Annotated in this window: 25 protein-coding genes; 16 read left to right on the top strand and 9 right to left on the bottom strand. The window is 71.4% G+C overall.

Annotation, left to right across the window (positions count from 1 at the left end; genetic code table 11):
- The first annotated feature begins 142 nt into the window (after positions 1–142).
- From fabG to ACFZBD_RS17670, 3 genes are all read left to right on the top strand, one after another.
- Positions 143–847, top strand: a complete 705-nt coding sequence (fabG, locus tag ACFZBD_RS17680) for a 3-oxoacyl-[acyl-carrier-protein] reductase (RefSeq protein WP_391140495.1) — start codon at positions 143–145, stop codon at positions 845–847.
- 5 nt (positions 848–852) lie between these two features.
- The gene (gene fabI, locus ACFZBD_RS17675) at positions 853–1,629 is read left to right on the top strand and encodes an enoyl-ACP reductase FabI (protein WP_391140494.1); all 777 of its coding nucleotides are present in this window, start codon (positions 853–855) and stop codon (positions 1,627–1,629) included.
- A 217-nt stretch (positions 1,630–1,846) separates the two neighbouring features.
- Complete coding sequence (locus ACFZBD_RS17670; RefSeq protein WP_391140493.1) at positions 1,847–2,242, top strand: hypothetical protein; 396 nt, start codon at positions 1,847–1,849, stop codon at positions 2,240–2,242.
- Here the strand turns inward: ACFZBD_RS17670 and ACFZBD_RS17665 are convergent.
- Positions 2,193–2,900, bottom strand: a complete 708-nt coding sequence (locus ACFZBD_RS17665) for an FCD domain-containing protein (protein ID WP_391140492.1) — start codon at positions 2,898–2,900, stop codon at positions 2,193–2,195. The two genes, ACFZBD_RS17670 and ACFZBD_RS17665, sit on opposite strands and share 50 nt — an antisense overlap.
- Positions 2,901–2,963: 63 nt before the next feature.
- Between ACFZBD_RS17665 and ACFZBD_RS17660 the strand changes: the two genes are divergently transcribed.
- The 4 genes from ACFZBD_RS17660 (at position 2,964) to ACFZBD_RS17645 (ending at position 5,372) form a co-directional block, all read left to right on the top strand.
- Positions 2,964–4,268 (top strand): CynX/NimT family MFS transporter, encoded by a 1,305-nt coding sequence (locus ACFZBD_RS17660; protein WP_391140491.1) that lies wholly within the window; start codon positions 2,964–2,966, stop codon positions 4,266–4,268.
- 17 nt (positions 4,269–4,285) lie between these two features.
- Positions 4,286–4,402, top strand: a complete 117-nt coding sequence (locus ACFZBD_RS17655; protein ID WP_268247900.1) for an SGM_5486 family transporter-associated protein — start codon at positions 4,286–4,288, stop codon at positions 4,400–4,402.
- Positions 4,403–4,614: 212 nt separating this feature from the next.
- Entirely contained in the window at positions 4,615–4,818 is a 204-nt protein-coding gene (locus ACFZBD_RS17650; protein ID WP_391140490.1) for a hypothetical protein, read from the top strand.
- Between the two features lie 35 nt (positions 4,819–4,853).
- A complete protein-coding gene (locus tag ACFZBD_RS17645) occupies positions 4,854–5,372 on the top strand; it encodes a histidine phosphatase family protein (RefSeq protein WP_391140489.1) in 519 nt (172 codons plus the stop codon).
- A 97-nt stretch (positions 5,373–5,469) separates the two neighbouring features.
- On the opposite strand, the gene serB is transcribed toward ACFZBD_RS17645, so the two are convergent.
- Positions 5,470–6,684: a phosphoserine phosphatase SerB gene (serB, locus tag ACFZBD_RS17640; RefSeq protein WP_391140488.1), complete on the bottom strand. Its 1,215-nt coding sequence runs from the start codon at positions 6,682–6,684 to the stop codon at positions 5,470–5,472.
- 323 nt (positions 6,685–7,007) lie between these two features.
- Between serB and ACFZBD_RS17635 the strand changes: the two genes are divergently transcribed.
- Positions 7,008–9,581: an FHA domain-containing protein gene (locus ACFZBD_RS17635; RefSeq protein WP_391140487.1), complete on the top strand. Its 2,574-nt coding sequence runs from the start codon at positions 7,008–7,010 to the stop codon at positions 9,579–9,581.
- A 73-nt stretch (positions 9,582–9,654) separates the two neighbouring features.
- On the opposite strand, the gene ACFZBD_RS17630 is transcribed toward ACFZBD_RS17635, so the two are convergent.
- The 3 genes from ACFZBD_RS17630 to ACFZBD_RS17620 form a co-directional block, all read right to left on the bottom strand.
- Positions 9,655–10,380 (bottom strand): transglycosylase SLT domain-containing protein, encoded by a 726-nt coding sequence (locus ACFZBD_RS17630; RefSeq protein WP_391140486.1) that lies wholly within the window; start codon positions 10,378–10,380, stop codon positions 9,655–9,657.
- A 292-nt stretch (positions 10,381–10,672) separates the two neighbouring features.
- Positions 10,673–11,776, bottom strand: a complete 1,104-nt coding sequence (locus ACFZBD_RS17625; protein WP_391140485.1) for an S-adenosylmethionine:tRNA ribosyltransferase-isomerase — start codon at positions 11,774–11,776, stop codon at positions 10,673–10,675.
- Positions 11,773–12,573: an SDR family NAD(P)-dependent oxidoreductase gene (locus ACFZBD_RS17620; protein ID WP_391141177.1), complete on the bottom strand. Its 801-nt coding sequence runs from the start codon at positions 12,571–12,573 to the stop codon at positions 11,773–11,775. Before ACFZBD_RS17620 ends, ACFZBD_RS17625 begins: the two co-directional genes overlap by 4 nt.
- A 173-nt stretch (positions 12,574–12,746) precedes the next feature.
- Between ACFZBD_RS17620 and ACFZBD_RS17615 the strand changes: the two genes are divergently transcribed.
- The 3 genes from ACFZBD_RS17615 (at position 12,747) to ACFZBD_RS17605 (ending at position 14,933) form a co-directional block, all read left to right on the top strand.
- Complete coding sequence (locus tag ACFZBD_RS17615) at positions 12,747–13,892, top strand: GAF domain-containing protein (protein WP_391140484.1); 1,146 nt, start codon at positions 12,747–12,749, stop codon at positions 13,890–13,892.
- The gene (locus ACFZBD_RS17610) at positions 13,885–14,529 is read left to right on the top strand and encodes a response regulator (protein WP_391140483.1); all 645 of its coding nucleotides are present in this window, start codon (positions 13,885–13,887) and stop codon (positions 14,527–14,529) included. The genes ACFZBD_RS17615 and ACFZBD_RS17610 overlap by 8 nt, the downstream gene beginning before the upstream one ends.
- A gap of 158 nt (positions 14,530–14,687) precedes the next feature.
- Positions 14,688–14,933 (top strand): chaplin family protein, encoded by a 246-nt coding sequence (locus tag ACFZBD_RS17605; RefSeq protein WP_391140482.1) that lies wholly within the window; start codon positions 14,688–14,690, stop codon positions 14,931–14,933.
- 109 nt (positions 14,934–15,042) lie between these two features.
- On the opposite strand, the gene ACFZBD_RS17600 is transcribed toward ACFZBD_RS17605, so the two are convergent.
- On the bottom strand, positions 15,043–15,828 hold the full coding sequence (locus ACFZBD_RS17600) for a hypothetical protein (protein ID WP_391140481.1): 786 nt from the start codon (positions 15,826–15,828) through the stop codon (positions 15,043–15,045).
- A 151-nt stretch (positions 15,829–15,979) separates the two neighbouring features.
- Between ACFZBD_RS17600 and ACFZBD_RS17595 the strand changes: the two genes are divergently transcribed.
- From ACFZBD_RS17595 to ACFZBD_RS17580, 4 genes are all read left to right on the top strand, one after another.
- Positions 15,980–16,777, top strand: a complete 798-nt coding sequence (locus ACFZBD_RS17595) for an ATP-binding cassette domain-containing protein (protein ID WP_391140480.1) — start codon at positions 15,980–15,982, stop codon at positions 16,775–16,777.
- 94 nt (positions 16,778–16,871) lie between these two features.
- Positions 16,872–17,300, top strand: a complete 429-nt coding sequence (locus tag ACFZBD_RS17590; RefSeq protein WP_391140479.1) for an NfeD family protein — start codon at positions 16,872–16,874, stop codon at positions 17,298–17,300.
- 93 nt (positions 17,301–17,393) lie between these two features.
- Positions 17,394–18,356 (top strand): SPFH domain-containing protein, encoded by a 963-nt coding sequence (locus ACFZBD_RS17585; protein ID WP_391140478.1) that lies wholly within the window; start codon positions 17,394–17,396, stop codon positions 18,354–18,356.
- Positions 18,357–18,444: 88 nt separating this feature from the next.
- Complete coding sequence (locus ACFZBD_RS17580) at positions 18,445–19,218, top strand: TSUP family transporter (protein ID WP_391140477.1); 774 nt, start codon at positions 18,445–18,447, stop codon at positions 19,216–19,218.
- Between the two features lie 60 nt (positions 19,219–19,278).
- On the opposite strand, the gene ACFZBD_RS17575 is transcribed toward ACFZBD_RS17580, so the two are convergent.
- The 3 genes from ACFZBD_RS17575 to ACFZBD_RS17565 form a co-directional block, all read right to left on the bottom strand.
- Positions 19,279–19,785: an HNH endonuclease gene (locus ACFZBD_RS17575; protein ID WP_391140476.1), complete on the bottom strand. Its 507-nt coding sequence runs from the start codon at positions 19,783–19,785 to the stop codon at positions 19,279–19,281.
- 164 nt (positions 19,786–19,949) lie between these two features.
- A complete protein-coding gene (locus ACFZBD_RS17570) occupies positions 19,950–20,486 on the bottom strand; it encodes a YbhB/YbcL family Raf kinase inhibitor-like protein (protein WP_391140475.1) in 537 nt (178 codons plus the stop codon).
- A gap of 41 nt (positions 20,487–20,527) precedes the next feature.
- A complete protein-coding gene (locus ACFZBD_RS17565; RefSeq protein ID WP_391140474.1) occupies positions 20,528–21,310 on the bottom strand; it encodes a sporulation protein in 783 nt (260 codons plus the stop codon).
- 94 nt (positions 21,311–21,404) lie between these two features.
- On the opposite strand from ACFZBD_RS17565, the gene ACFZBD_RS17560 reads away from it, so the two are divergent.
- Complete coding sequence (locus ACFZBD_RS17560) at positions 21,405–22,046, top strand: DNA-3-methyladenine glycosylase (protein WP_391140473.1); 642 nt, start codon at positions 21,405–21,407, stop codon at positions 22,044–22,046.
- Positions 22,047–22,606: the final 560 nt, after the last annotated feature.

The raw sequence follows: 22,606 nt of genomic DNA, 5'->3' as shown, positions 1-22,606 counted from the left end.
CGCTTTCGGCCGCGATGCCCAGGCCTTTCTGTAGGGACCCGACAGCGGGGTGCGGACGCCACTGTCAGGGCCCGATTCTTCGCGCAAGGGGCCGGACCGATAGGTTTTCGGCGTACCAGACCGCTATCGAAAGGGTGATCCGTTGAGCCGCTCGGTTCTCGTCACCGGAGGAAACCGGGGCATCGGCCTCGCCATCGCCAGCGCTTTCGCCGAGGCCGGCGACAAGGTCGCGGTCACGTACCGGTCCGGAGAGCCGCCGGCCGGCTTCCTGGCCGTCAAGTGCGACATCACCGACGCCGAGCAGGTGGAGCAGGCGTACAAGGAGATCGAGGAGAAGCACGGTCCGGTGGAGGTGCTGGTGGCCAACGCCGGTGTCACGAAGGACCAGTTGCTGATGCGGATGTCCGAGGAGGACTTCACCTCCGTCCTGGACACCAACCTCACCGGCACGTTCCGGGTCGTCAAGCGCGCCAACCGCGGCATGCTGCGGGCCAAGAAGGGCCGCGTCGTCCTGATCTCCTCGGTCGTCGGGCTCCTCGGCTCGGCCGGACAGGCCAACTACGCCGCCTCCAAGGCCGGCCTGGTCGGTTTCGCCCGTTCCCTCGCCCGAGAGCTCGGCTCGCGCAACATCACGTTCAATGTCGTCGCGCCCGGGTTTGTCGACACCGACATGACCAAGGTGCTCACCGAGGAGCAGCGCAAGGGCATCGTGTCCCAGGTGCCGCTGGGCCGCTACGCGCAGCCCGAGGAGATCGCCGCCACGGTGCGGTTCCTCGCCTCCGACGACGCCTCGTACATCACTGGAGCCGTCATCCCGGTTGACGGCGGATTGGGCATGGGTCACTGATCACCATGAGCGGAATTCTCGAGGGCAAGCGCATCCTGATCACCGGTGTGCTGATGGAGTCCTCCATCGCCTTCCACACCGCGAAGCTGGCCCAGGAGCAGGGCGCGGAGATCATCCTCACCGCCTGGCCGCGGCCGACGCTGACCGAGCGCATCGCCAAGAAGCTGCCGCAGCCCGACAAGGTCAAGGTCCTGGAGCTGGACGTCTCCAACGACGAGCACCTCGCCCGGCTGGAGGGCCAGGTCCGCGAGCACCTCGGTGACCGCCTCGACGGCATCGTCCACTCCATCGGCTTCGCCCCGCAGGACGCGCTCGGCGGCAACTTCCTCAACACGCCGTTCGAGTCCGTGGCCACCGCCATGCACATCTCGGCCTTCTCGCTGAAGTCCCTGACGATGGCGCTGCTGCCGCTGATGAACCAGGGCGGCTCGGTCGTCGGCCTCACCTTCGACGCGCAGTTCGCCTGGCCGCAGTACGACTGGATGGGCCCGGCCAAGGCCGCCCTCGAGGCCACCAACCGCTACATGGCGCGTGACCTGGGCAAGCAGAACATCCGCTGCAACCTGATCTCGGCCGGCCCGCTCGGCTCGATGGCCGCGAAGTCGATCCCCGGCTTCTCCGACCTCGCCGCCGTCTGGGACACCCGCTCCCCGCTCGCGTGGGACCTCACGGACCCGGAGCCGACCGGCCGCGGCGTCGTCGCGCTGCTGTCCGACTGGTTCCCGAAGACCACCGGCGAGATCGTGCACGTCGACGGCGGCCTGCACGCCATCGGTGCCTGACCGGACCTGACACGGCCGGGTGCCCGTCCCTCGGGGGGACGGGCACCCGGCCTTCGTCGTCGGCGGGCCGTAGGCGCCCGTCGCCGTCGGCAAGGGCCGCACCGTCGAACCCCCGGGCCTAGGGCCTCGTCCCCTCCCGAGTCGAAAAGTCCGCCGGATCCCCGCAGACTGGGTCGAAGCGTGACGTTCCGACTACTCCCGGGGAGGAGGTACGGGTATGCGCGCGCCACACCGCGGGGTCGCCGCGTTCGCCTCGGCCGCCGCTCTTCTCGCCGGATTCGCCGTCGCCGCCGAGGTCAGCGCGGCCCCGGCCCCCGCCGACGACCCCGTGCCCGTCGCCGAGCAGCCCGACGACTTCGGCGCCTCCTGCCGTACGGTCGTCCAGGGCTCCCGCGTCACCGCGTACTGCCACAACCCCTACCCCGCCACCGACCGCGTCCGGCTGCACGTCGAGTGCGCCCGCTGGTGGGACGTGGACACCGACAGCGCCCCCGCCGACGTGGCCCCGACCGCCTACGTCCAGGTGACCGGCCGCTGCTGGAAGGAGGTCCGGGCCGCCTGGGTCACCCACCAGCCGGCGACGGAGGCTCCTCCCGGGGCGCGGCGCTCCTGAGGCACATGAAGGGGTAGCCGGCCGCCTCCGTCTCCGCCGTCTCCGCCTCCCCGCCCCGGATCGCCTCCACCAGGCGCGCGTGGTCCATGTGGTGCTCCGGCCGCAGGTCCTGCCCCACGTCGTCCCGCAGCCACGCGCGCAGCACGTGCCCGAGGTCGGCGTAGAGCGCGGTCAGGACGTCGTTGTGCGAGGCGACCACCACCGCGTGGTGGAACGCCGCGTCCGCCGTCACGAAGCGCTCGGCGTCCCCCGACGTCCAGGCCTCCTCCCGCCCCGCCAGCAGCGCGTCCAGCTGCTTCATGTCCCGCTCCGTGCGCCGCAGCGCCGCGAACCGCGCCGCCGCGGACTCCAGGGTCGAGCGCAGCTCCGCGATGTGCCGCGGGTCGGAGTCGGCGAACCGCCGGTGCATGACCCCCGCCAGCTCGCTGGTCGCCACGACATAGGTGCCGGAGCCCTGCCGGATGTCCAGCAGACCGTTGTGCGCGAGCGCGCGGACCGCCTCGCGCACGGTGTTGCGGGCCACGCCCAGCTGCTCGACCAGTTCCGGCTCGGTCGGGATCCGCGACCCCACCGGCCACTCGCCCGAGGTGATCTGGTTCCGCAGCTCGGTGATCACCTGATCGGAGAGCCCGGACCGCCGGGGAGAGCCGAGCGCCATGGTGGACCTTTCGGTTGGTTCCGGATTGGACAATCAATCATCCCATGATTCTATGATGGCCCCATGCCTGACGAGCCGCAGACCCTGAAGACCGCCACGCCCCCGGCCCGCGCCTCCTCACCGGCCACCACGGTGGAGGATTCTTCCGCACCCGCCACCCCGGCCCGCCGGCTCACCGGACTCGTCATCGTCGGGCTCGTCCTTGCGGCGCTCAACCTCCGCCCCGCCATCACCAGCCTCGGCGCCCTCCTCGAAGAGGTCCGCGACGGCCTCCACATGAGTGGCAGCGTCGCCGGCGTCCTCACCTCGGTGCCCCCGCTCTGCTTCGCGGTCTTCGGCATCACCGCCCCGCGCCTCGCCCGCCGCTTCGGCCCCGCCGCCGTCGTCTGCGCCGGCATGGTGGCGATCCTCGCCGGACTCGCCCTGCGCCCCTTCGTGGGCGGCACCGTCGGCTTCCTCGCGGCCAGCGCCCTCGCGCTGATGGGCATCGCCGTCAGCAACGTCCTGATGCCCGTCATCGTCAAGCGGTACTTCCCCGACCGCGTCGGCACCATGACCGGCCTCTACTCCATGGCCCTCGCCCTCGGCACCTCCCTGGCCGCCGCCGCGACCGTGCCCCTGACCGCGGCCATGGGCGGGGGCTGGCGCGCCGGACTCGGCTTCTGGGCGGGCCTCGCCGCGCTCGCCGTCCTGCCCTGGGTCCTGATGCTGCGCGACCGGTCCGAGGGAGGGGCGGCCGCCCCGGCCGCCTCCCTTCCCGCCCGGGAACCGGCCCGCTCCGCCGCGCCGCTCCGGATCACCCGCAGCCGCACCGCCTGGGCCCTCGGCGTCTTCTTCGGCCTCCAGGCCACCGGCGCCTACATCACCATGGGCTGGATGCCCCAGATCTTCCGCGACGCGGGCGTCCCCGCCGGCACCGCCGGCGTGCTCCTCGCCGTCACGATGGTCATGGGCGTCCCCCTCGCCTTCGTCATCCCGCGCCTCGCCGGACGGCTCAGGAACCAGGGCCCGATCGCCGTCGCCCTGGGCCTGTGCGGCCTCGGCGGCTACACCGGTCTGTACCTCGCGCCCGCCGGCGGCGCCTGGGTCTGGGCCGTGCTCCTCGGCGTCTCCAACTGCGCCTTCCCGCTCGCCCTCACGATGATCGGCATGCGCTCGCGCACCGGCGCCGGGGTGGTCCGGCTCTCCGCCTTCGCGCAGAGCGTCGGCTATCTCCTCTCGATCCCCGGGCCGCTCCTCGTGGGCGTCCTCTACCAGCACAGCGGCGGCTGGGGCCTGCCCATCGCCCTGATGGCCGGGCTGATGGTGCCCCAGATGGTCGTCGGTGTCCTCGCCGGCAGGGACCGGATCGTCGAGGACGAGTGCTGAGATGCGAGACTGGCCCCATGCCAGTGCTCGACCCGAACCCCCAGAACGGCCAGAAGAAGCTCCTCATCGTGCTCGGCGCGATGCTGGGCATCACGGTCGTCATCGCCGTCATCGCCTCGATCGCCTCCCCCTGAGCCGCACCCCACGTTCCTCCCCCTGAGCCGCACCCCCGCCCCTCCCGCCCGTCCGTCGACGCGCCGTGAGGCGGGGGAGGGTGGGGTTCGCCCTCCCATCCCCTAGGGGGTTCTTCTCAGGGTGAAGTGGGTGGATCACCGGATGGGCCCGGTCGCCGCCGATCCGTACGTTGGAGCCATCGCAACGGATCACCCTTTCCCCGGAGGCGGCCATGCCGGCCCGTACGCACCCCAGCACCCGGAGCACGTCGCACGGCGTCGACACCCGGCTGCCCTGGTGGGCCCTCGCCCTCCCGGTGGCCGCGTTCCTCGCGCTCTTCGCGCTGATAGCCGGACCGGGAAAGGCGCACGCCGTCGGCTCCGATCCGGCGGTCGGCCACGTCCTGCGGCAGATCCAGCAAACGCTCTCTCTCTGAGTCGGCGTGAGCCGTTTCGTGGGAAGGTGGAGCGCATGAGCGTCGACACACCCCGCAGGATCGTGCTGCTCCGGCACGCGAAGGCCGACTGGCCCCCGGTGTCCGATCACGAGCGTCCGCTCGCCGAGCGCGGCCGCACGGACGCCCCCGTCGCCGGCCGCAAGCTCGCCGACACCGGTATCTCCTTCGATCTGGCCCTCTGCTCGACCGCCGTCCGCACCCGCGAGACCTGGAAGCTGGCCGTGCAGGAGCTGCCCCACCGTCCCCGGACGGTCTATGAGGAGCGGCTGTACGAAGCCTCCCTCGGCGAGCTCATCGCCCTGCTCAACGAGACGCCGGAGGAGGTCGACGACGTCCTCGTCATCGGCCACAACCCCGGGATGCACGCGCTCTCCGACGCCCTCGCGGGCTCGGCCGAGGGGGACGCGCTGACCCGGATGAACCGCGGCGGGTTCCCCACCGCCGCCTTCTCCGTCCTCGGCTTCCAGGGCACCTGGAAGTCCGTCGAGCACGGCGTCGCCACCCTGCTCGACTACTGGGCACCGCACGACTGACCACCGACCCGGCCCCACCGCGCGCGAAAGGCCCGGCCACCGCTGGGTGACCGGGCCTTTCGCCGCGGCGGGTGCGACGGCTCGCGCGGGCGCGCCGTCAGTGCAGCAGCTCCTCGCCGCCGTCCGCCGCCTCGACCTCTTCGCGGGTAATGCCGAGCAGATAGAGGACGGTGTCGAGGAAGGGCACGTTCACCGCCGTGTGCGCGGCCTCCCGCACGACCGGCTTGGCGTTGAACGCCACCCCGAGCCCGGCGGCGTTCAGCATGTCCAGGTCGTTGGCCCCGTCGCCGATGGCCACGGTCTGCGCCAGCGGCACACCCGCCTCGGCGGCGAACCGCCGCAGCAGCCGGGCCTTGCCCGCCCGGTCCACGATCTCGCCCGTCACCCGGCCGGTCAGCTTGCCGTCCACGATCTCCAGGGTGTTGGCCGAGGCGAAGTCCAGGCCCAGCCGCTCCTGGAGATCGTCCGTGACCTGGGTGAAGCCACCGGAGACCACCCCGACCTGATAGCCGAGCCGCTTGAGCGTACGGATCAGGGTGCGGGCGCCCGGCGTGAGCCGCACCTCGGCGCGGACCTTGTCCACCACCGAGACGTCGAGCCCCTCCAGCAGCGCCACCCGTGCGTGCAGCGACTGCTCGAAGTCCAGCTCGCCGCGCATCGCCGCCTCGGTGACCTCGGCGACCTTGTCCTCGCAGCCCGCGTGCGCCGCGAACAGCTCGATGACCTCGTCCTGGATGAGGGTCGAGTCGACGTCCATCACCACCAGCCGCTGGGCGCGGCGCTGCAGCCCCGCCGAGACGACGGCGACGTCCACGCCGATGTGGTGCGAGGCGGGCGCCAGGGCGGTCCGCAGCGGCTCGGGCTCGCACCCCGACACGGCGAACTCCACCGCGGTCACCGGGTACTTCGCGAGACGGAAGATACGGTCGATGTTCCCGCCGGTCTCGGTGATCCTGGCCGCTATGGCGGCCGTCGCCTCGGCGGTCAGCGGGTGCCCCAGCACGGTGACGTGGGACCGGCCGCTGCCGCGCGGACGGTTGTCGCCGGTGCCGGAGATGATCTCGGCCTGCAGCTTCAGCGACTCCGCCCAGCTGTGCACGGTGGCCCGGAGCTCGCCCTGCGAGGCGACGGTCGGCTCGGTCACGAGCGCGCACAGCACGAGGCGCCCGCGGGACACGACCTGCTCGATGTCCACGACGTCGACGGAGTAGGCGGCGAGGGTGTCGAAGAGTCCGGCGGTGATCCCGGGACGGTCCTTCCCGAAGATCTTGACGAGAAGGGTGGGAACGTCTGAGGTCTGCGATGCGCTCATGGTGCTTCCACCGTATCGGGCACGGGGTGCCACCAGCCTCCCCGTCCCGCGTACCGGACACCCGACTGGTCCCGCCCCTGCCACCGTAGCGCCGCGCCGGCCGCCCCGCCTCGCGACCGCTCGCGCCCCGACCCCGCACCCCCCACCCCCGCCGCGCCTCCCATTCGTCACGGCTTGCCCGATTCACGGATGCTCCGTCCGTGCCTCTGCGGGGTCTTCACACCGCCCGACTTTCGGATACGGGACCCGGCCTGAAATAGTTCCCCCCGGATGTTCGCCATCCCTGGACTCCCGACGACGGGGGTTGCATCGGGGGACAAGTAGTGGGGCATGGAGTGCCAGAACTCGTACTGGAATTGAACGGAAGGACCTGGACTCTCGAGCCGTCCAGGTCGTACACCCTCGGCCGCGATCCGCAGGGCGACCTCGTGATCGACGACGCCAGGGTCTCGTGGCGGCACGCCACCATCAGCTGGGGCGGCCGGAGTTGGGTCATCGAGGACCACGGCTCGACCAACGGCACCTTCGTGCAGGGCCAGCGCGTCCACGCGGTGGAGATCGGGCCCGGCTCCGCGGTGCACCTCGGCAACGCGACCGACGGGCCCCGGCTGAATCTCGCCGCGAGCGCCGCGGCCCCGCAGCAGGCCCCGGCCCAGCAGGCGCCGGCGCAGGCCGCCCCTGCCCACCAGGGCGCGGCGCAGGCCGACTGGGCCACCCACCAGGCCCCGCCGCAGCAGCAGGGCTGGCAGCAACAGGCCCCGGCCCAGCCGCACCAGCAGGCCCCGCAACCGCAGTTCCCGCAGCAGCAGGCCGGTCCCGTCGAGCAGTTGGCGCAGAAGGTGCCGGGCCAGGGCGGCGGCAACGCGGGGGCGCAGCCGGTCTACGGCGACCGCAGCCCCACCACGTTCCACCAGCTGTCGCTCGGCCACGTCATGCGGATCGGTCGTGCGCTCGAGAACGAACTGGTCGTCTCCGACCTCCAGGTCTCGCGCCACCACGCCGAGTTCCACGCCACACCCGACGGCCGTTTCGAGATCCGCGACCTCGGCTCCCACAACGGCACGTACGTCAACGGCCAGCCGATCGCCAAGGGCGGCTCCGTCCTCATCGGCCCCAACGACATCGTCGGTGTCGGTCACTCGGCCTTCCGGATGGTCGGCGGCCAACTCGAGGAGTTCGTCGACACCGGCGAGGTCTCCTTCTCGGCCCGCCACCTCACCGTCACGGTCGACGGCGGCAAGCAGATCCTCAAGGACGTCTCCTTCGGCGTCCCCGAGAAGTCGCTGATCGGCGTCATCGGCCCCTCCGGCTCCGGCAAGTCCACCCTGCTCAAGGCGCTGACCGGCTACCGCCCGGCCAACGAGGGTGACGTCCTCTACGACAACCGGAGCCTCTACAAGCAGTTCGCCGAGCTGCGCCAGCGCATCGGTCTGGTCCCGCAGGACGACATCCTGCACAAGGAGCTGACCGTCCAGAAGGCGCTCCGCTACGCCGCCAAGCTCCGCTTCCCCGGCGACACCGCCCCGGCCGAGCGCGAGGCCCGCATCGACGAGGTGCTGCGCGAGCTCAAGCTCGACATCCACAAGGAGAAGAAGGTCACCTCCCTCTCCGGTGGCCAGCGCAAGCGCGTCTCCGTCGCCCTGGAGCTCCTCACCAAGCCGTCGCTGATCTTCCTCGACGAGCCGACCTCCGGCCTCGACCCGGGCATGGACCGTGACGTCATGCAGCTGCTGCGCGGCCTCGCCGACGACGGCCGCACCGTCCTCGTCGTCACCCACTCGGTGGCCGAGCTGGGCCTGTGCGACAAGCTCCTGGTGATGGCCCCCGGCGGCTCGGTGGCCTACTTCGGCCCGCCGGAGGAGGCGCTGAACTTCTTCGGCTACAGCACCTGGGCCGACGTCTTCTCCGCCTTCGAGAACTACCGCGACTACGACTGGGCGGGCCGCTGGAAGGGCTCGCAGCACTACCAGATGTACGCCGCGGACATCGACGCCGTCGCCGCGCAGCCCGTCCAGATGCTGCAGCACGCGGCGACCAGGCCGCCCAAGCCGCAGGGCTGGGGCTCCCAGCTGTGGACCCTGATCCGCCGCTACTCCTCGGTCATCGCCTCCGACAAGGGCTTCCTGGGCCTGATGGTGATCCTGCCGGCCGTCCTCGGCGTGGTCTCGGTCGTCATCCCCGCCGACTTCGGCCTCGCGCCGCCCACGCCGCCGTCCCGCTTCAACGGCGACGCCGGCACGATCATGCTGATCCTCGCGGTCGGCATGTGCTTCTCGGGCGCCGCCAACTCCGTACGAGAGCTGATCAAGGAACGGGTCATCTACGAACGGGAGCGGGCCACCGGCCTGTCCCGCTCGGCGTACCTCATGTCCAAGGTCATCGTCCTGGGCGTGATCACCGCCATCCAGGGCGTGATCATCTGCGGCATCGGCTTCGCCACCCGCGAGCTGCCCGCGGAGGGCCTGGTCCTCCCGCCGGCCGTCGAGCTGTGCATCACGATCATCGCCCTCGGCTTCACCTCGATGATGTTCGGCCTGGTCATCTCCTCGCTGGTGAAGACCGCCGAGAAGACCATGCCGCTCCTGGTGATGTTCGCGATCGTCCAGGTCGTCTTCACCGGCATCCTCTTCCAGGTGTACGGATCGCCGGGCCTGGAGCAGTTCGCCTGGCTGATGCCCTCCCGCTGGGCCATCGCCGCGGCGGGCTCGACCCTCGACCTCGCCCACCTGATGCCGCCGTGGGACCACAAGAACCCGACCAACCTGGACCCGCTGTGGGACCACACGGTCGCCCAGTGGGGCTTCAACCTCACGGTCCTGCTGCTCATCGGCATCGCCTGCGGCTTCGCGGTGGCGCGTCTGCTGCGCCGCCACGAGCCTGAGGTCATGCGCAAGTAACCGCGTCCGGACGCGCCGAAGGGCGGCACCCCAGCACGGGTGCCGCCCTTTCGGCGTCTGCGCTGCGCCTGGATCAGTAGGCGCTGTTCACGTTGTCCATCGAGCCGTAGCGGTCGGCGGCGTAGTTGCACGCCGCGACGATGTTGGCGACCGGGTCGTACTGGTCGAACTTGGTGCCCGCCACGTGGTAGGTCTTGAAGGTCGGGTAGATGACCTGGAGCAGGCCCTTCGACGGGACACCGTTGATGGCGTTGATGTCCCAGTTGTTGATGGCCCGCGGGTTACCGCTGGACTCCCGCATGATGTTGCGGTGGATGCCCTCGTAGGTGCCCGGGATGTTGTGCTTGTCCATGATGAACAGCGCCTCGCGGATCCAGCCGTCGAGGTTGTTCGCGAAGACGGGGGTGCGGGCGGCGGCACGGCTCGCGGCCGCCTTCTCCGCGGCGCGCTTCTTCGCGGCGGCCTCGGCCTTCGCCTTGGCGGCCTTCGCCTGAGCGTCGGCCTTGACCTTGGCGGCGGCGGCCTTGGCCTTCGCCTCGGCCTCCTGCTTGGCCTTGAGGCCGATGACGTTCTGCTGCTCGGTAAGGCCGGCGTGCAGCGCCTTGGCCTGCGGGCTGTCGGCGTTGTACGCCCAGGCGACCTGCTGCGTGTTCGTCAGGGCCTGCGGCTCGGTCTCCGCGGCGGCGTTGCCGGGAACCAGGGAGAAGCCGATGGCAGCGGCGCTGAGAGCGGCGACGCCGGCGATCGAGATCTTGTGGGTCTTGTTCAGACGACGGTTACCAGGGGTGTTCGCAGACATGCGGAGATACCTCTTCGAATCGCAGGGGGTGTCGCTCAGGCCGGGCGGCGCTGCGCCCTGTTCGGCGGCGACGGCTGCAATTCTTAGCGGCCGCAAAATGCTGTGGCAAAGGTGTGACGTACGACCCCGGGTAGTGGATCAGGGTCCCGTGCACCGCGCACGGATAGCCCCCTGGGGCCGCGTCATACAGCCCATATCCACCCTTTCACCCTCCACTAAAGGTGTTCGTAAGTGACCTGGGTCCTATGCGAGGGCTCACACGGGCCCCCCGCTGAACTCACCACACGTTGCGTCAGCAATGCGCTCGGTGAGGGGGGTCCTCCGGGAGGATGAGGTGGAGGTCCCCGAACTCGTGCCACAGGTACAGCGCCCGCAGCGCCTCCTCGTACGCACGGTGCAGGGCGGCCCTCCCGGCCACCGCCTCCAGCATCAGCAGATGCGAGGCCGCCGGCTCGTGGAGCCCGGTCAGCAGCCCGTCCACCACCCGCACCCCGCGCGCCGGTGTCACCACCAGGTCCGTCCACCCCGCCGCGGCCCGCACCACGCTCCGCGGCCACCCGCCCGGCCCGCCCGCCGCGGCCGACTCCAGCGCCCGTACGGCCGTCGTCCCCACCGCGATGACCCGCCCGCCCGTCGCCCTCGCCTCGTTCACCACCCGCGCCGACGCCTCCGGCACCTCGAAGCGCTCCGGATAGGGCGGCTCGTGCGCCTCGGCCGACGCCACCCCCGTGTGCAGGGTGATCGGCGCGAACCGCACCCCCCTGCAGACCAGCTCCGTCACCAGCCGGGTGGTGAAGGGCCGCCCGGCGCTCGGCATCTCCGCGGACCCCGCGCCGTCGGGGGAGGGGAGCGCGAAGACCGTCTGGTACGCCTCCAGCGGCTGGTCCCGCTCCGTGTACCCGTAGCGGATCGGGCGCCCGTGGCGCGCCAGCAGCTCCGGTACGGGGGCGTCCGCCCGCGCCCACCACAGCCGGCCCGACCCCGGCGCCAGGGGCTCATCGAGAACGAGCCGCGCCCCGTCCGGCAGCCGTACCGCCGCCCCCGGCGGGCCGCCCGCCCGCGCCCGGCTGCTGCCCCGGCCGTCCGGATCCCGCAGCTCCACCGCCCACCGGCCGTCGTCGCCGCGGGTCGAGAAGTGCACGACGACCGGCCGTCCGGCCGGCTCCCCGCCCAGCCGCCCCGACACGGCGGCGGCCAGCGTCGGCGAGGTGTTGACCACCAGCACGTCCCCGGCCCGCAGCCACCCGGGCAGCTCCCGGAAGGCCTGGTGCCACACCTCCGTCCCGCGCGAGACCATCAGCCGTACGTCGTCCCGCCCCCGGCCGGGACCGCGCTGCTCGGCCGGGACCCGCGCCGACCGCTCCTCCGGCACCCTCAGCTCCTCCAGGACGCTCATCCGTCCGCCCCCGCCCGCTCCACCGAAGCCGAAGCCGAACCCGACGCCGACGCCGAGGCGGCCTCCGGCCCCGGAGGCTCCCCGTCCGCCCCCGACCACTCCGCTTCCGACCACTCCGCCGCCGTGTACCGCCCGCTCGCCGGCCGGGCCGCCAGGAGCCGCAGGATCCCCGGCACCACCGTCCCCGGATCCGGCCGCGGACCGTCGTCGCCGGGGACCGCCGCCGCGTACAGCGCCGTCGCCATGTCCCCCGGATCGACCGCCCACACCCGCAGCCCCGGCTCCTCCACCGCCAGCACCCCCGCCAGCAGGTCGAGCGCCGCCTTCGACGCCCCGTACCCGCCCCACGTCTCGTACGCCTCCACCGCCGCGTCCGAGCTGATCACGACCACCGCACCGGCCCCGCTCTCCCGCAGCGAAGGCAACCCCTCCTGTACGAGACCCAGCGCGGCCACCAGATTCGTCTCCAGGGCCACCCGCAGCCCGTCCAGGGACAGGCCCTCCAGCCGCACCAGCGGCTCAGCGCCCAGCGCGCTCGCGTTGTGCACCAGCAGATCGAGTCCTCCGAGACCCCGCGCAGCCGCCACCAGCTCCGCCCGGTGCTCCGCGTCCGTCACATCGCCCGGCCGCGCCACCACCCGCCCCGGCCCGCCCCGCGCCCGGACCGCCCGCGCACCCTCCTCCAGCACCTCCGCCGTCCGCGCGTCCAGGACCAGGTCCCAGCCCTCCTCGGCCAGCCCGGCGGCCAGCGCCAGCCCCAGCCCCTTCGACGCTCCCGTGACGATCGCGACAGGCATGACGTCCATCCCCTCTCGGTACGTTCGACCTCCAGACTCGGACCACGCCCCCGCCCGCCGCCTCCGCCGCGGGCCCCGACCACCCGGGGCACTTCGGCCTAGTCCCGCGGCCCTACCCGATGGCCGTCCCCAGGCCGATACGCACCGTCACACCCCACCGGTACGGTGAAGCCATGAGTCACCGACCCGGCTCCGGCCTCGCCGCCGTGAGCACCGCGCTGCTCGCGATGAGCCGCCATCTGGAGGTCCGCGACGTCCTCAAGACGATCGTCGCCTCCGCGCGCGAGCTGCTCGACGCCGAGTACGCGGCCCTGGGCGTGCCGGACGATCACGGCGGCTTCGCCCAGTTCGTCGTCGACGGGGTGAGCGAGGAGCAGTGGCGCGCCATCGGCCCGCTGCCCCGCCAGCACGGCATCCTCGCCGCCATGCTCCACAAGGCGGAGCCCGAGCGGCTCGCCGACGTCCGCGAGGACGCGCGCTTCGAGGGCTGGCCGTCCGCGCACCCGGAGATGTCCGACTTCCTCGGCCTGCCCATCCAGGACGGCGACGAGACGATCGGCGCCCTCTTCCTCGCCAACAAGCGCTGCCCCCGGCCCAACGGCGGCTGCGGCTTCACGGCACAGGACGAGGAGCTGCTGTCGATCCTCGCCCAGCACGCGGCCATCGCCCTGACCAACGCCCGGCTGTACGAGCGCAGCCGCGAGCTCACCATCGCCGAGGAGCGCTCGCGCCTCGCCCACGAGCTGCACGACGCCGTCAGCCAGAAGCTCTTCTCGCTCCGGCTCACCGCCCAGGCCGCCGCGGCCCTCGTCGACCGCGACCCGGCCCGCGCCAAGGGCGAGCTCCAGCAGGTCGCCTCGCTGGCCGCCGAGGCCGCCGACGAGCTGCGCGCCGCCGTCGTCGAGCTGCGCCCCGCCGCGCTCGACGAGGACGGCCTCGTCCACACCCTCCGGACGCAGATCCAGGTCCTCGACCGGGCCCACACCGCCCGCGTCACCTTCGACAGCACCGGAGTGCGGGCGCTGCCCGCCGCCCAGGAGGAGGCGATGCTCCGGGTCGCCCAGGAGGCCCTGCACAACGCCCTGCGGCACGCCGGTGCCGAGCTGGTCGCCGTCTCCCTGACCCGCCACGGCCAGGGAGCGCTCCTGACCGTCACCGACGACGGGACGGGCTTCGACCCGCGCACGGTCCGCAGGGCCGGCCGCCACCTCGGCCTGGTCTCCATGCGCGACCGGGCCGGCGGCGTCGGCGGCCGGCTCACCGTGACATCGGAGCCCGGCCGGGGCACCACGATCGAGATGGAGGTCCCCGGTGGCTGACACCCACATCCGCGTCCTGCTGGTCGACGACCACCAGGTGGTCCGCCGCGGCCTGCGCACCTTCCTGGAGGTCCAGGACGACATAGAGGTCGTGGGGGAGGCCTCGGACGGTGCCGAGGGCGTCGCGCGCGCCGAGGAGCTGCGCCCCGACGTCGTCCTCATGGACGTGCGGATGCCCGGCATGGACGGTATCGAGGCGCTGCGGAAGCTCCGCGAGCTGGCCAACCCGGCGAAGGTGCTGATCGTCACCAGCTTCACCGAGCAGCGCACGGTCGTCCCGGCCCTCCGCGCGGGCGCCTCGGGATACGTCTACAAGGACGTGGACCCCGACGCCCTGGCCGGCGCCATCCGCTCCGTCCACGCGGGGCACGTCCTGCTCCAGCAGGAGGTCGCCGGAGCGCTCCTCGCCCAGGAGGACGGCCACGGCGGCACCGGCCGCGGCACCACCCTCACCGAGCGGGAGCGCGAGGTGCTCGGCCTGATCGCCGACGGGCGGTCCAACCGGGAGATCGCCCGGGCGCTCGTCCTCTCGGAGAAGACGGTCAAGACGCACGTCTCGAACATCCTGATGAAGCTCGACCTCGCCGACCGCACCCAGGCGGCGCTGTGGGCGGTCCGCCACGGCATGACCTCGTGACCGACGCGTGTGACAGGTGAGACGGAAGAGGCACCTCCGTTCCCCTCTTCATACTGTCGGGTGGATGTCCCCCATTCGGCGCAACCCGACGGGGGCGCCGACGTTCTCCATGGCGTGCCGCGGCGGCCGGCCGCGGCGAATACCAGGAGGATCCTGAAGTGAACAACCTCAAGAAGGCCGCAGCCCTCACCATGGTCGCCGGCGGCATCGTCGCCGCGGGCGCCGGCGCCGCCTCCGCCCACGGCGGTGCGCACGCCCACGGGCAGGCCCTCAACTCCCCGGGCGTCGCCTCCGGCAACCTGGTCCAGGCCCCGGTCCACGTCCCGGTGAACGTCTCCGGCAACACGGTCAACGTCATCGGCCTGCTCAACCCGGCCTTCGGCAACGGCGCCCTCAACGGCTGACGCCCCCCTGACCGAGCCCGGCTCCGGAATACCCCCCCGGAGACCGGGCTTCGTCGTGTCCCACACCCGCCCGTGCCCCCGGGGGACACGCCCCCGGGCCGTCGAACCTCTAGCTCTCCCGCTCCCGCTCCTCCACGTACGCGTTGTAGGCGGCCACCTGCGCCCGCCGGGCCACCCGCTCCACCGGCCGCAACGCCTCCCCCCGCGCCGCCATCTCGGCGGCGCTGACCGCGCCCCCGTGCCCGTGGTCGTACGCCAGGTCGATCAGCAGACCCACTCGCTGGGCCAGCTCCAACACCCGTACCGCCCGCGGCGGATAGCCCGGAGCCAGCACCTCCCGGCCGGCCTCCGCCCGCGCCCGGTACGCGTCACGGGCCGCGTCCGCCACCGGACCCGACCCCGCCACGTCCAGCTTCGTCAGGACCACGGTCGCCTCCCGCAGGGCCTCCGCCAGCTCCCGCTCCGCCTCGCCCAGCGACGGCACGTCCGCCGGCGGCGCCTCCCGCACCGGCAGACAGTGCCAGACCACCTCCACGTGCACGTCGCCTGCGGGACCCGCCTCCGTGACCTCCGGCACCAGCCCGTACGGCGCGCCGAAACCCACCGCCGCCTCCTCCGCCTCCAGCGCCCGCGCGTTGAAGTCCGGCGGTCCGCTCAGCCCCAGCGGATGCCCCGGCGCCGGCAGCGCCACCCGCCACCCGGTCACCCCGAGCCGCCGCAGCCGCCCGAGCGCCAGGGTCAGCCCGACCCGCCCCGCCTCCCCGGGCAGCCCCTCCACGCGGTGCACCGCGTCCTCCCCGACAATCGCCAGCGCCGCGTCGTCCGGCGACACCGATCCGGCCGACAGGGCATTGCCCCAAGCGGCCAGACGTCCTGAGCGTGGTTCCGAAAGCATGCCCCCAGCCTAGGGACTCGGGGTCCGGAGCACGGAACCACCGGACCTAAGGACCGGCCCGCTCCGACAGTGGCGTAGGTTTTCCCTGGACGCCGCGCCCACCGGCGCAAGGCGACGACCCGACTCGACCGCAAGGGGAGACAACGCGCTCATGAGCGATGTACTGGAGCTGGTGGACGTATCCGTGGTCCGCGACGGACGGGCTCTGGTGGACGATGTCTCCTGGTCGGTCAAGGAGGGCGAGCGCTGGGTCATCCTCGGCCCCAACGGCGCCGGCAAGACCACCCTCCTCAACCTCGCCTCCAGCTACCTCTTCCCGAGCACCGGCACCGCACGCGTCCTCGGCGAGCAGCTCGGCGGCGTCGGCACCGACGTCTTCGACCTCCGCCCCCGCATCGGCATGGCCGGCATCGCGATGGCCGAGAAGCTCCCCAAGCGCCAGACCGTCCTGCAGACCGTCCTCACCGCCGCCTACGGCATGACCGCCACCTGGCACGAGGACTACGACGCCGTCGACGAGGACCGCGCCCGCGCCTTCCTCGACCGGCTCGGCATGACCGAGTACCTGGACCGCAGGTTCGGCACCCTCTCCGAGGGCGAGCGCAAGCGCACCCTCATCGCCCGCGCGATGATGACCGACCCGGAGCTCCTCCTCCTCGACGAGCCCGCCGCCGGTCTCGACCTCGGCGGCCGCGAGGACCTGGTCCGCCGTCTCGGCCGCCTCGCCCGCGACCCGTACGCCCCCTCCATGATCATGGTCACCCACCATGTCGAGGAGATCGCCCCGGGCTTCACCCACGTCCTCATGATCCGCCAGGGCAAGGTCCTCGCCGCCGGCCCCATGGAGACCGAGCTCACCTCCCGCAACCTCTCGCTCTGCTTCGGCCTGCCGCTCGTCGTCGAACACCTCGGCGACCGCTACACCGCCCAGGGCCTCCCGCTCAAGTAACCACCCCCACACGCCAGTCGGTCCGTACGGGCGCCGCGTCGCCGCACAGCGTCGCGCCCTGTCCCCGGAGTTGACACCGCCCTACCATGACCATGTGGACATCGACGCGTGGGTCTGGTGGCTGATCGGCGCGGTCGGACTCGGCATTCCGCTGGTCCTGACCGCGATGCCCGAATTCGGCATGTTCTCCGTCGGCGCGATCGCCGGAGCCGTGACCGCCGGTCTCGGCTTCGGCATCGTCGCCCAAGTGGTCGTCTTCGTCGTCGTCTCGGTGGCGCTCCTCGCCGTGGTCCGCCCCATCGCGGCCCGGCACCGCAACGGCCCGCCCCGGCACGCCAGCGGCATCGACGCCCTGAAAGGCCGTCAGGCCGTCGTCACCGAACGGGTCGACGGCAGCGGCGGGCGCATCAAGCTCGCCGGCGAGATCTGGTCCGCCCGCGCACTCGACTCCGGGCTGAGCTTCGAACCGGGGCAGCAGGTCGACGTCGTCGACATCGACGGGGCGACCGCCGTGGTCATGTGACCGAACGTCCCACACGACGGCCCGCCGTCTGGGAAACTCGATCATCGAACTCAACCCGGCAGTGAACCGGCAGCGAAGGGCACGGGGAACACGATGTCAGCAGTCATCATCGTCCTGATCATTCTGGTGGTGCTTGTCTTCATCGCCCTGATCAAGACGATCCAGGTCATCCCGCAGGCGAGCGCCGCGATCGTGGAACGGTTCGGCCGCTACACCCGTACGCTCAACGCCGGCCTGAACATCGTCGTCCCGTTCATCGACTCCATCCGCAACCGCATCGACCTGCGCGAACAGGTCGTCCCCTTCCCGCCCCAGCCGGTGATCACCCAGGACAACCTGGTCGTCAACATCGACACCGTCATCTACTACCAGGTGACCGACGCACGGGCCGCCACCTACGAAGTCGCCAGCTACATCCAGGCGATCGAGCAGCTCACCGTCACCACCCTCCGCAACATCATCGGCGGCATGGACCTGGAGCGGACCCTCACCTCCCGCGAGGAGATCAACGCGGCCCTGCGCGGCGTCCTCGACGAGGCCACCGGCAAGTGGGGCATCCGCGTCAACCGCGTCGAGCTCAAGGCCATCGAGCCGCCGACCTCCATCCAGGACTCGATGGAGAAGCAGATGCGCGCCGACCGCGACAAGCGCGCCGCGATCCTCACCGCCGAGGGCATCCGCCAGTCCCAGATCCTCACCGCCGAGGGCGAGAAGCAGTCCGCGATCCTCCGCGCCGAGGGCGAGGCCAAGGCCGCCGCCCTGCGCGCCGAGGGCGAGGCCCAGGCCGTACGCACGGTCTTCGAGGCCATCCACGCCGGCGACCCGGACCAGAAGCTCCTCTCGTACCAGTACCTCCAGATGCTCCCCAAGATCGCCGAGGGCGACGCCAACAAGCTCTGGATCGTGCCCAGCGAGATCGGCGACGCCCTGAAGGGACTCTCCGGCGCCTTCGGCAACCTCGGCGGCGGGGCCCCCGGCTTCAACACCTCGGGCACCGTCCCGGGCAGCCGCACCGGCTCCGGCGTCGAGCGCCGCGAGGAGCCCCCGGTCGACTGACGCGCACGCCTGATCGTGCATGATCGGTGCGCGCCCCTCGACCCGGCCACGTCCCGGCGGAGAGGGAACCCACCGACCATGTGAGGAGATGGCGTTGTCCCTCTGGGAACTACTGGCGGTCTTCGCCGCCGGTGTGGGCGCCGGCACCATCAACACCATCGTCGGATCGGGAACGCTGATCACGTTCCCGGTCCTGCTCCTCACCGGACTGCCACCCGTCACCGCCACCGTCTCCAACGCCCTCGGCCTCATCCCCGGCTCCATCAGCGGCGCCATCGGCTACCGCGAGGAGCTCAAGGGCCAGCGCCGCAGGATCCTCCGTCTCGGCGCCGTCGCCGCGACCGGCGGCCTCGCCGGCGCCGTCCTCCTGCTGATGCTCCCGCCCGAGGCCTTCGAGACGATCGTCCCGGTCCTGGTCGGCCTGGCCCTGGTCCTCGTCATCCTGCAGCCGCGCCTCTCCAAGGCCGTCCAGGCCCGCCGCGAACGCACCGGCGCCCAGGGCGATCCCGACGGCGGCCCGCTCCTGCTGACCGGACTGCTCCTCGCCAGCGTCTACGGCGGCTACTTCACCGCCGCCCAAGGGATCATCTACCTCTCCCTCATGGGCATGCTCCTCGCCGACACCCTCCAGCGCCTCAACGCCGTCAAGAACGTTCTCGCCGCGATCGTCAACAGCATCGCCGCGCTCTTCTTCCTCTTCGTCGCCACCTTCGACTGGACCGCCGTCCTCCTCATCGCCGTCGGCTCCGCCATCGGCGGCCAGATAGGAGCCAAGGTCGGCCGCCGCCTCCCGCCCCCCGTCCTGCGCGGCTTCATCGTCGTCGTCGGCACCGCCGCGATCGTCCAGCTCCTGCTGCGCTGAACGACGCGGGGCCCGCCCCCGGACGACAGGGCGGGCCCACACACGCACACCTCGGACCACTCAGGCCGCGGTGCTCCCCAGCCAGGCCGGAAGCTCCGACCGCTCACCGGCCCGCATCGCCAGCAGCATCGCGTCGGCCGGCGTCGGCACGAACGGCTCGTGGAGCAGCGGCATCCCCGCCTGCTCCGGAGTCCGGTCCGCTTTGCGGTGATTGTCCTCGGCGCAGGACGCCACCGTGTTCAGCCAGCTGTCCGCACCCCCCTGCGCCCGCGGCACCACATGGTCCACGGTCGTCGCGCGTCTCCCGCAGTACGCGCACCGGTGCTGGTCCCTGACCAGCACACCCCGTCTCGACCACGGAGCCTGTCTTCGGAACGGCACCCGGACATAGCGGCAGAGTCTGATCACCCGGGGGACGGGGATGTCGACGGCGGCGGCACGCATGCGGAGATCGGGATGCTCCTGCTCGACGACGGCCTTGTCCTGTAGGACAAGCACCACCGCACGGTTGAGTGTGACCGTCGACAGCGGCTCGAAGCTCGCGTTCAGTACCAGCGTGTCCCGCACTGTGCCCACCTCCCGTGTGCCGGCCCGGCCCCCTCGCGGAGCTTCGGGCTTGGATCAACTCTGGCCGGGCGCGCCGGGTTGGACAACGCAATATCCGTGCACAACGAAAGATGCCCGCTTCTGATCTCTCCAAGACCAGAAGCGGGCAAACAACAAACGAACCCTCAGCTCTCCGCGGGAGCGGTGTACTCGGCGATCAACTGGGCGCGGCCCAGAGTGTGGAACCGCAGGTTGAAGCCCACGGCGGCCGGCGAGGCGTCCGCGTCCGGACCGAGCTCCTCCGTGTCCACCGCGTACACGGTGAAGACGTAGCGGTGGTTCTCACCGGCCGGGGGAGCGGCCCCGCCGAAGTCACGGGAGCCGTAGTCGTTGCGCACCTGTACGGCGCCCTTCGGCAGCCCCTCGAACGACCGCGAGCCCGCGCCGGCCGGCAGCTCGGTGACCGAGGCCGGGATGTCGAACACCACCCAGTGCCAGAATCCGCTGCCCGTCGGCGCGTCCGGGTCGAAGCAGGTCACGGCGAAGCTCTTCGTCTCCGCCGGGAAGCCCTCCCAGCTCAGCTGGGGCGAGGTGTTCCCCTCGGCGTACACCTGCGCCGCCTTCAGGACCCCGCCCGCCACGATGTCGTCGCTCACCACGGTGAACGCCGGCACCGGCGGATGGAAGTCGTGAGGGAGCGGCGCCCTCTTGCCCTCGGACACGTCTGAACCTCCGTATCGCTCGATGCAGTACGCCGCCGAGCCTAGAGCCAGTTCCGCTTGCCGCCGACGTCGGCGAGCCACTGGTTGAGGTACGCCGCCCAGTCGGTGGTGTGGAAGTCCTCCAGACCCACCTTGAACGCGCGGAACGAGTCGCTGCCCTCGCTGAAGAGACCCGGCTTCTTGTCCATCTCCAGGACGACGTCCATCTCGCGGTCGTCCGCCACGAAGCTGAGCTCGACCTGGTTCAGCCCGCGGTACTGCTGCGGCGGGAAGAACTCGATCTCCTGGTAGAACGGCAGCTTCTGCCGGGTGCCACGGATGTGCCCGCGCTCCATGTCGGCGCTCTTGAAGCGGAAGCCCAGCTGGAGGAAGGCGTCCAGGAGGGCCTGCTGCGCCGGCAGCGGGTGCACGTTGATCGGGTCCAGGTCACCGGAGTCCACCGCGCGGGCGATCTCCAGCTCGGTGGTCACCCCGATGTTCATGCCCCGCAGCTGCTGCCCGGCGATGGCCGTGACGGGCGTCTCCCAGGGGATCTCGAACCCGAACGGGACGACGTGGACCGCGCCCGCCTTCACCTCGAAGGCACCGCCGAGCCGGACCTTGGTGAAGACGATGTCCTGCTTCGTCTCCTGGTCCCCGCCCTCGACCTCGACGCGGGCCTGGAGCCCCACGGACAGCCCCTCGATCTGCTGGTCGACCGAGCCGCCCTGGATCCGCACCTCACCCTGGACGACTCCGCCGGGTACGACGTTCTCCTCGGTGAGCACGGTCTCCACGGACGCCCCACCGGCGCCCAGGCTCGCGAGCAGCTTCTTGAACCCCATGTGCACTCCTTCTTGGTCCTGACCCCTACATACGCGCGACGACCGTAACCGGTTCCCGACCGCTTTCCGGTCCTCCCCAGTACGCTCGGACGCCATGAGCGAGAGCCCCGACCGTACGCCGCTCCCGCGGGAGTTCTTCGACCGCCCCGTCCTGGAGGTCGCCCCCGACCTGCTGGGCCGCACCCTGGTGAGAACGTCGGACACCGGCCGCATGGAGGTCCGCCTGACGGAGGTGGAGGCGTACGCGGGCGAGATCGACCCCGGTTCCCACGCCTTCCGCGGGCGCACGGCCCGCAACGCGGTCATGTTCGGTCCGCCCGGACACGCGTACGTCTATTTCACCTACGGCATGTGGCACTGCCTGAATCTGGTCTGCGGTCCGGAGGGCCGCGCGAGCGGGGTCCTGCTCCGCGCGGGCGAGATCACGGTCGGGGCGGAGGAGGCCCGGAAGCGTCGACGATCGGCCCGATACGACAAGGAACTGGCCAAGGGCCCGGCCCGTCTGGCCACCGCGCTCGACGTCGCCCTCTCCCTGAACGGCACGGACACCTGCGCGGGCCCCGACTCTCCCCTGACCGTCCTCACCGGCACCCCGCCCCCGGCTGACCAGGTACGCAACGGCCCCCGCACGGGAGTGGGCGGCGACGGCGCCCCGCACCCCTGGCGCTTCTGGATCGACGACGACCCGACGGTGAGCCCGTACCGGGCCCATGTGCCCCGGAAGCGGTCCTCTTGACGCGACTTGACCCGGGTGCTGGGGACGCCTAATGTAGTCCGAGCCGCTGGAACCGGGCAGTGCTTGTTCGAGCACCTCGGAGCGGCCATCCAACTACCTACAACGAACCCCGGCGGGGTCGGATTTCGGCATGCCGAAATCTGGTCTCAAGTCTCGATTATGAGTCACCCGGGAATTCGGCTAAAGTAGTGACCACGCCGAAAGGCAAGGCCCCCAATCGGCCACCGGAAACAGAATCCGAACCGGAAACGGAACGGAAAAAGGATCTGGTAAGGTTGGAAACACGAAAGACCGAAGGGAAAAGCCCGGAGGAAAGCCCGAGAGGGTGAGTACGAAGGAAGCGTCCGTTCCTTGAGAACTCAACAGCGTGCCAAAAATCAACGCCAGATTAGTTGATACCCCGTCCATCTTCGGATGGCGAGGTTCCTTTGAAAAGTCCTACCGGCCCGTGTGGCGGGTAGGCGAAACACAGCGAGGACGCTGTGAACGACCGGTCTTATTCCGACCGATCGTTCCGCTCTCGTGGTGTGCACCCGATTACGGGTAAACATTCACGGAGA

Source organism: Streptomyces sp. NPDC008121 (assembly GCF_042957155.1).
GTDB lineage: Bacteria > Actinomycetota > Actinomycetes > Streptomycetales > Streptomycetaceae > Streptomyces.
This window is presented reverse-complemented; position numbering and strand designations above follow the sequence as displayed.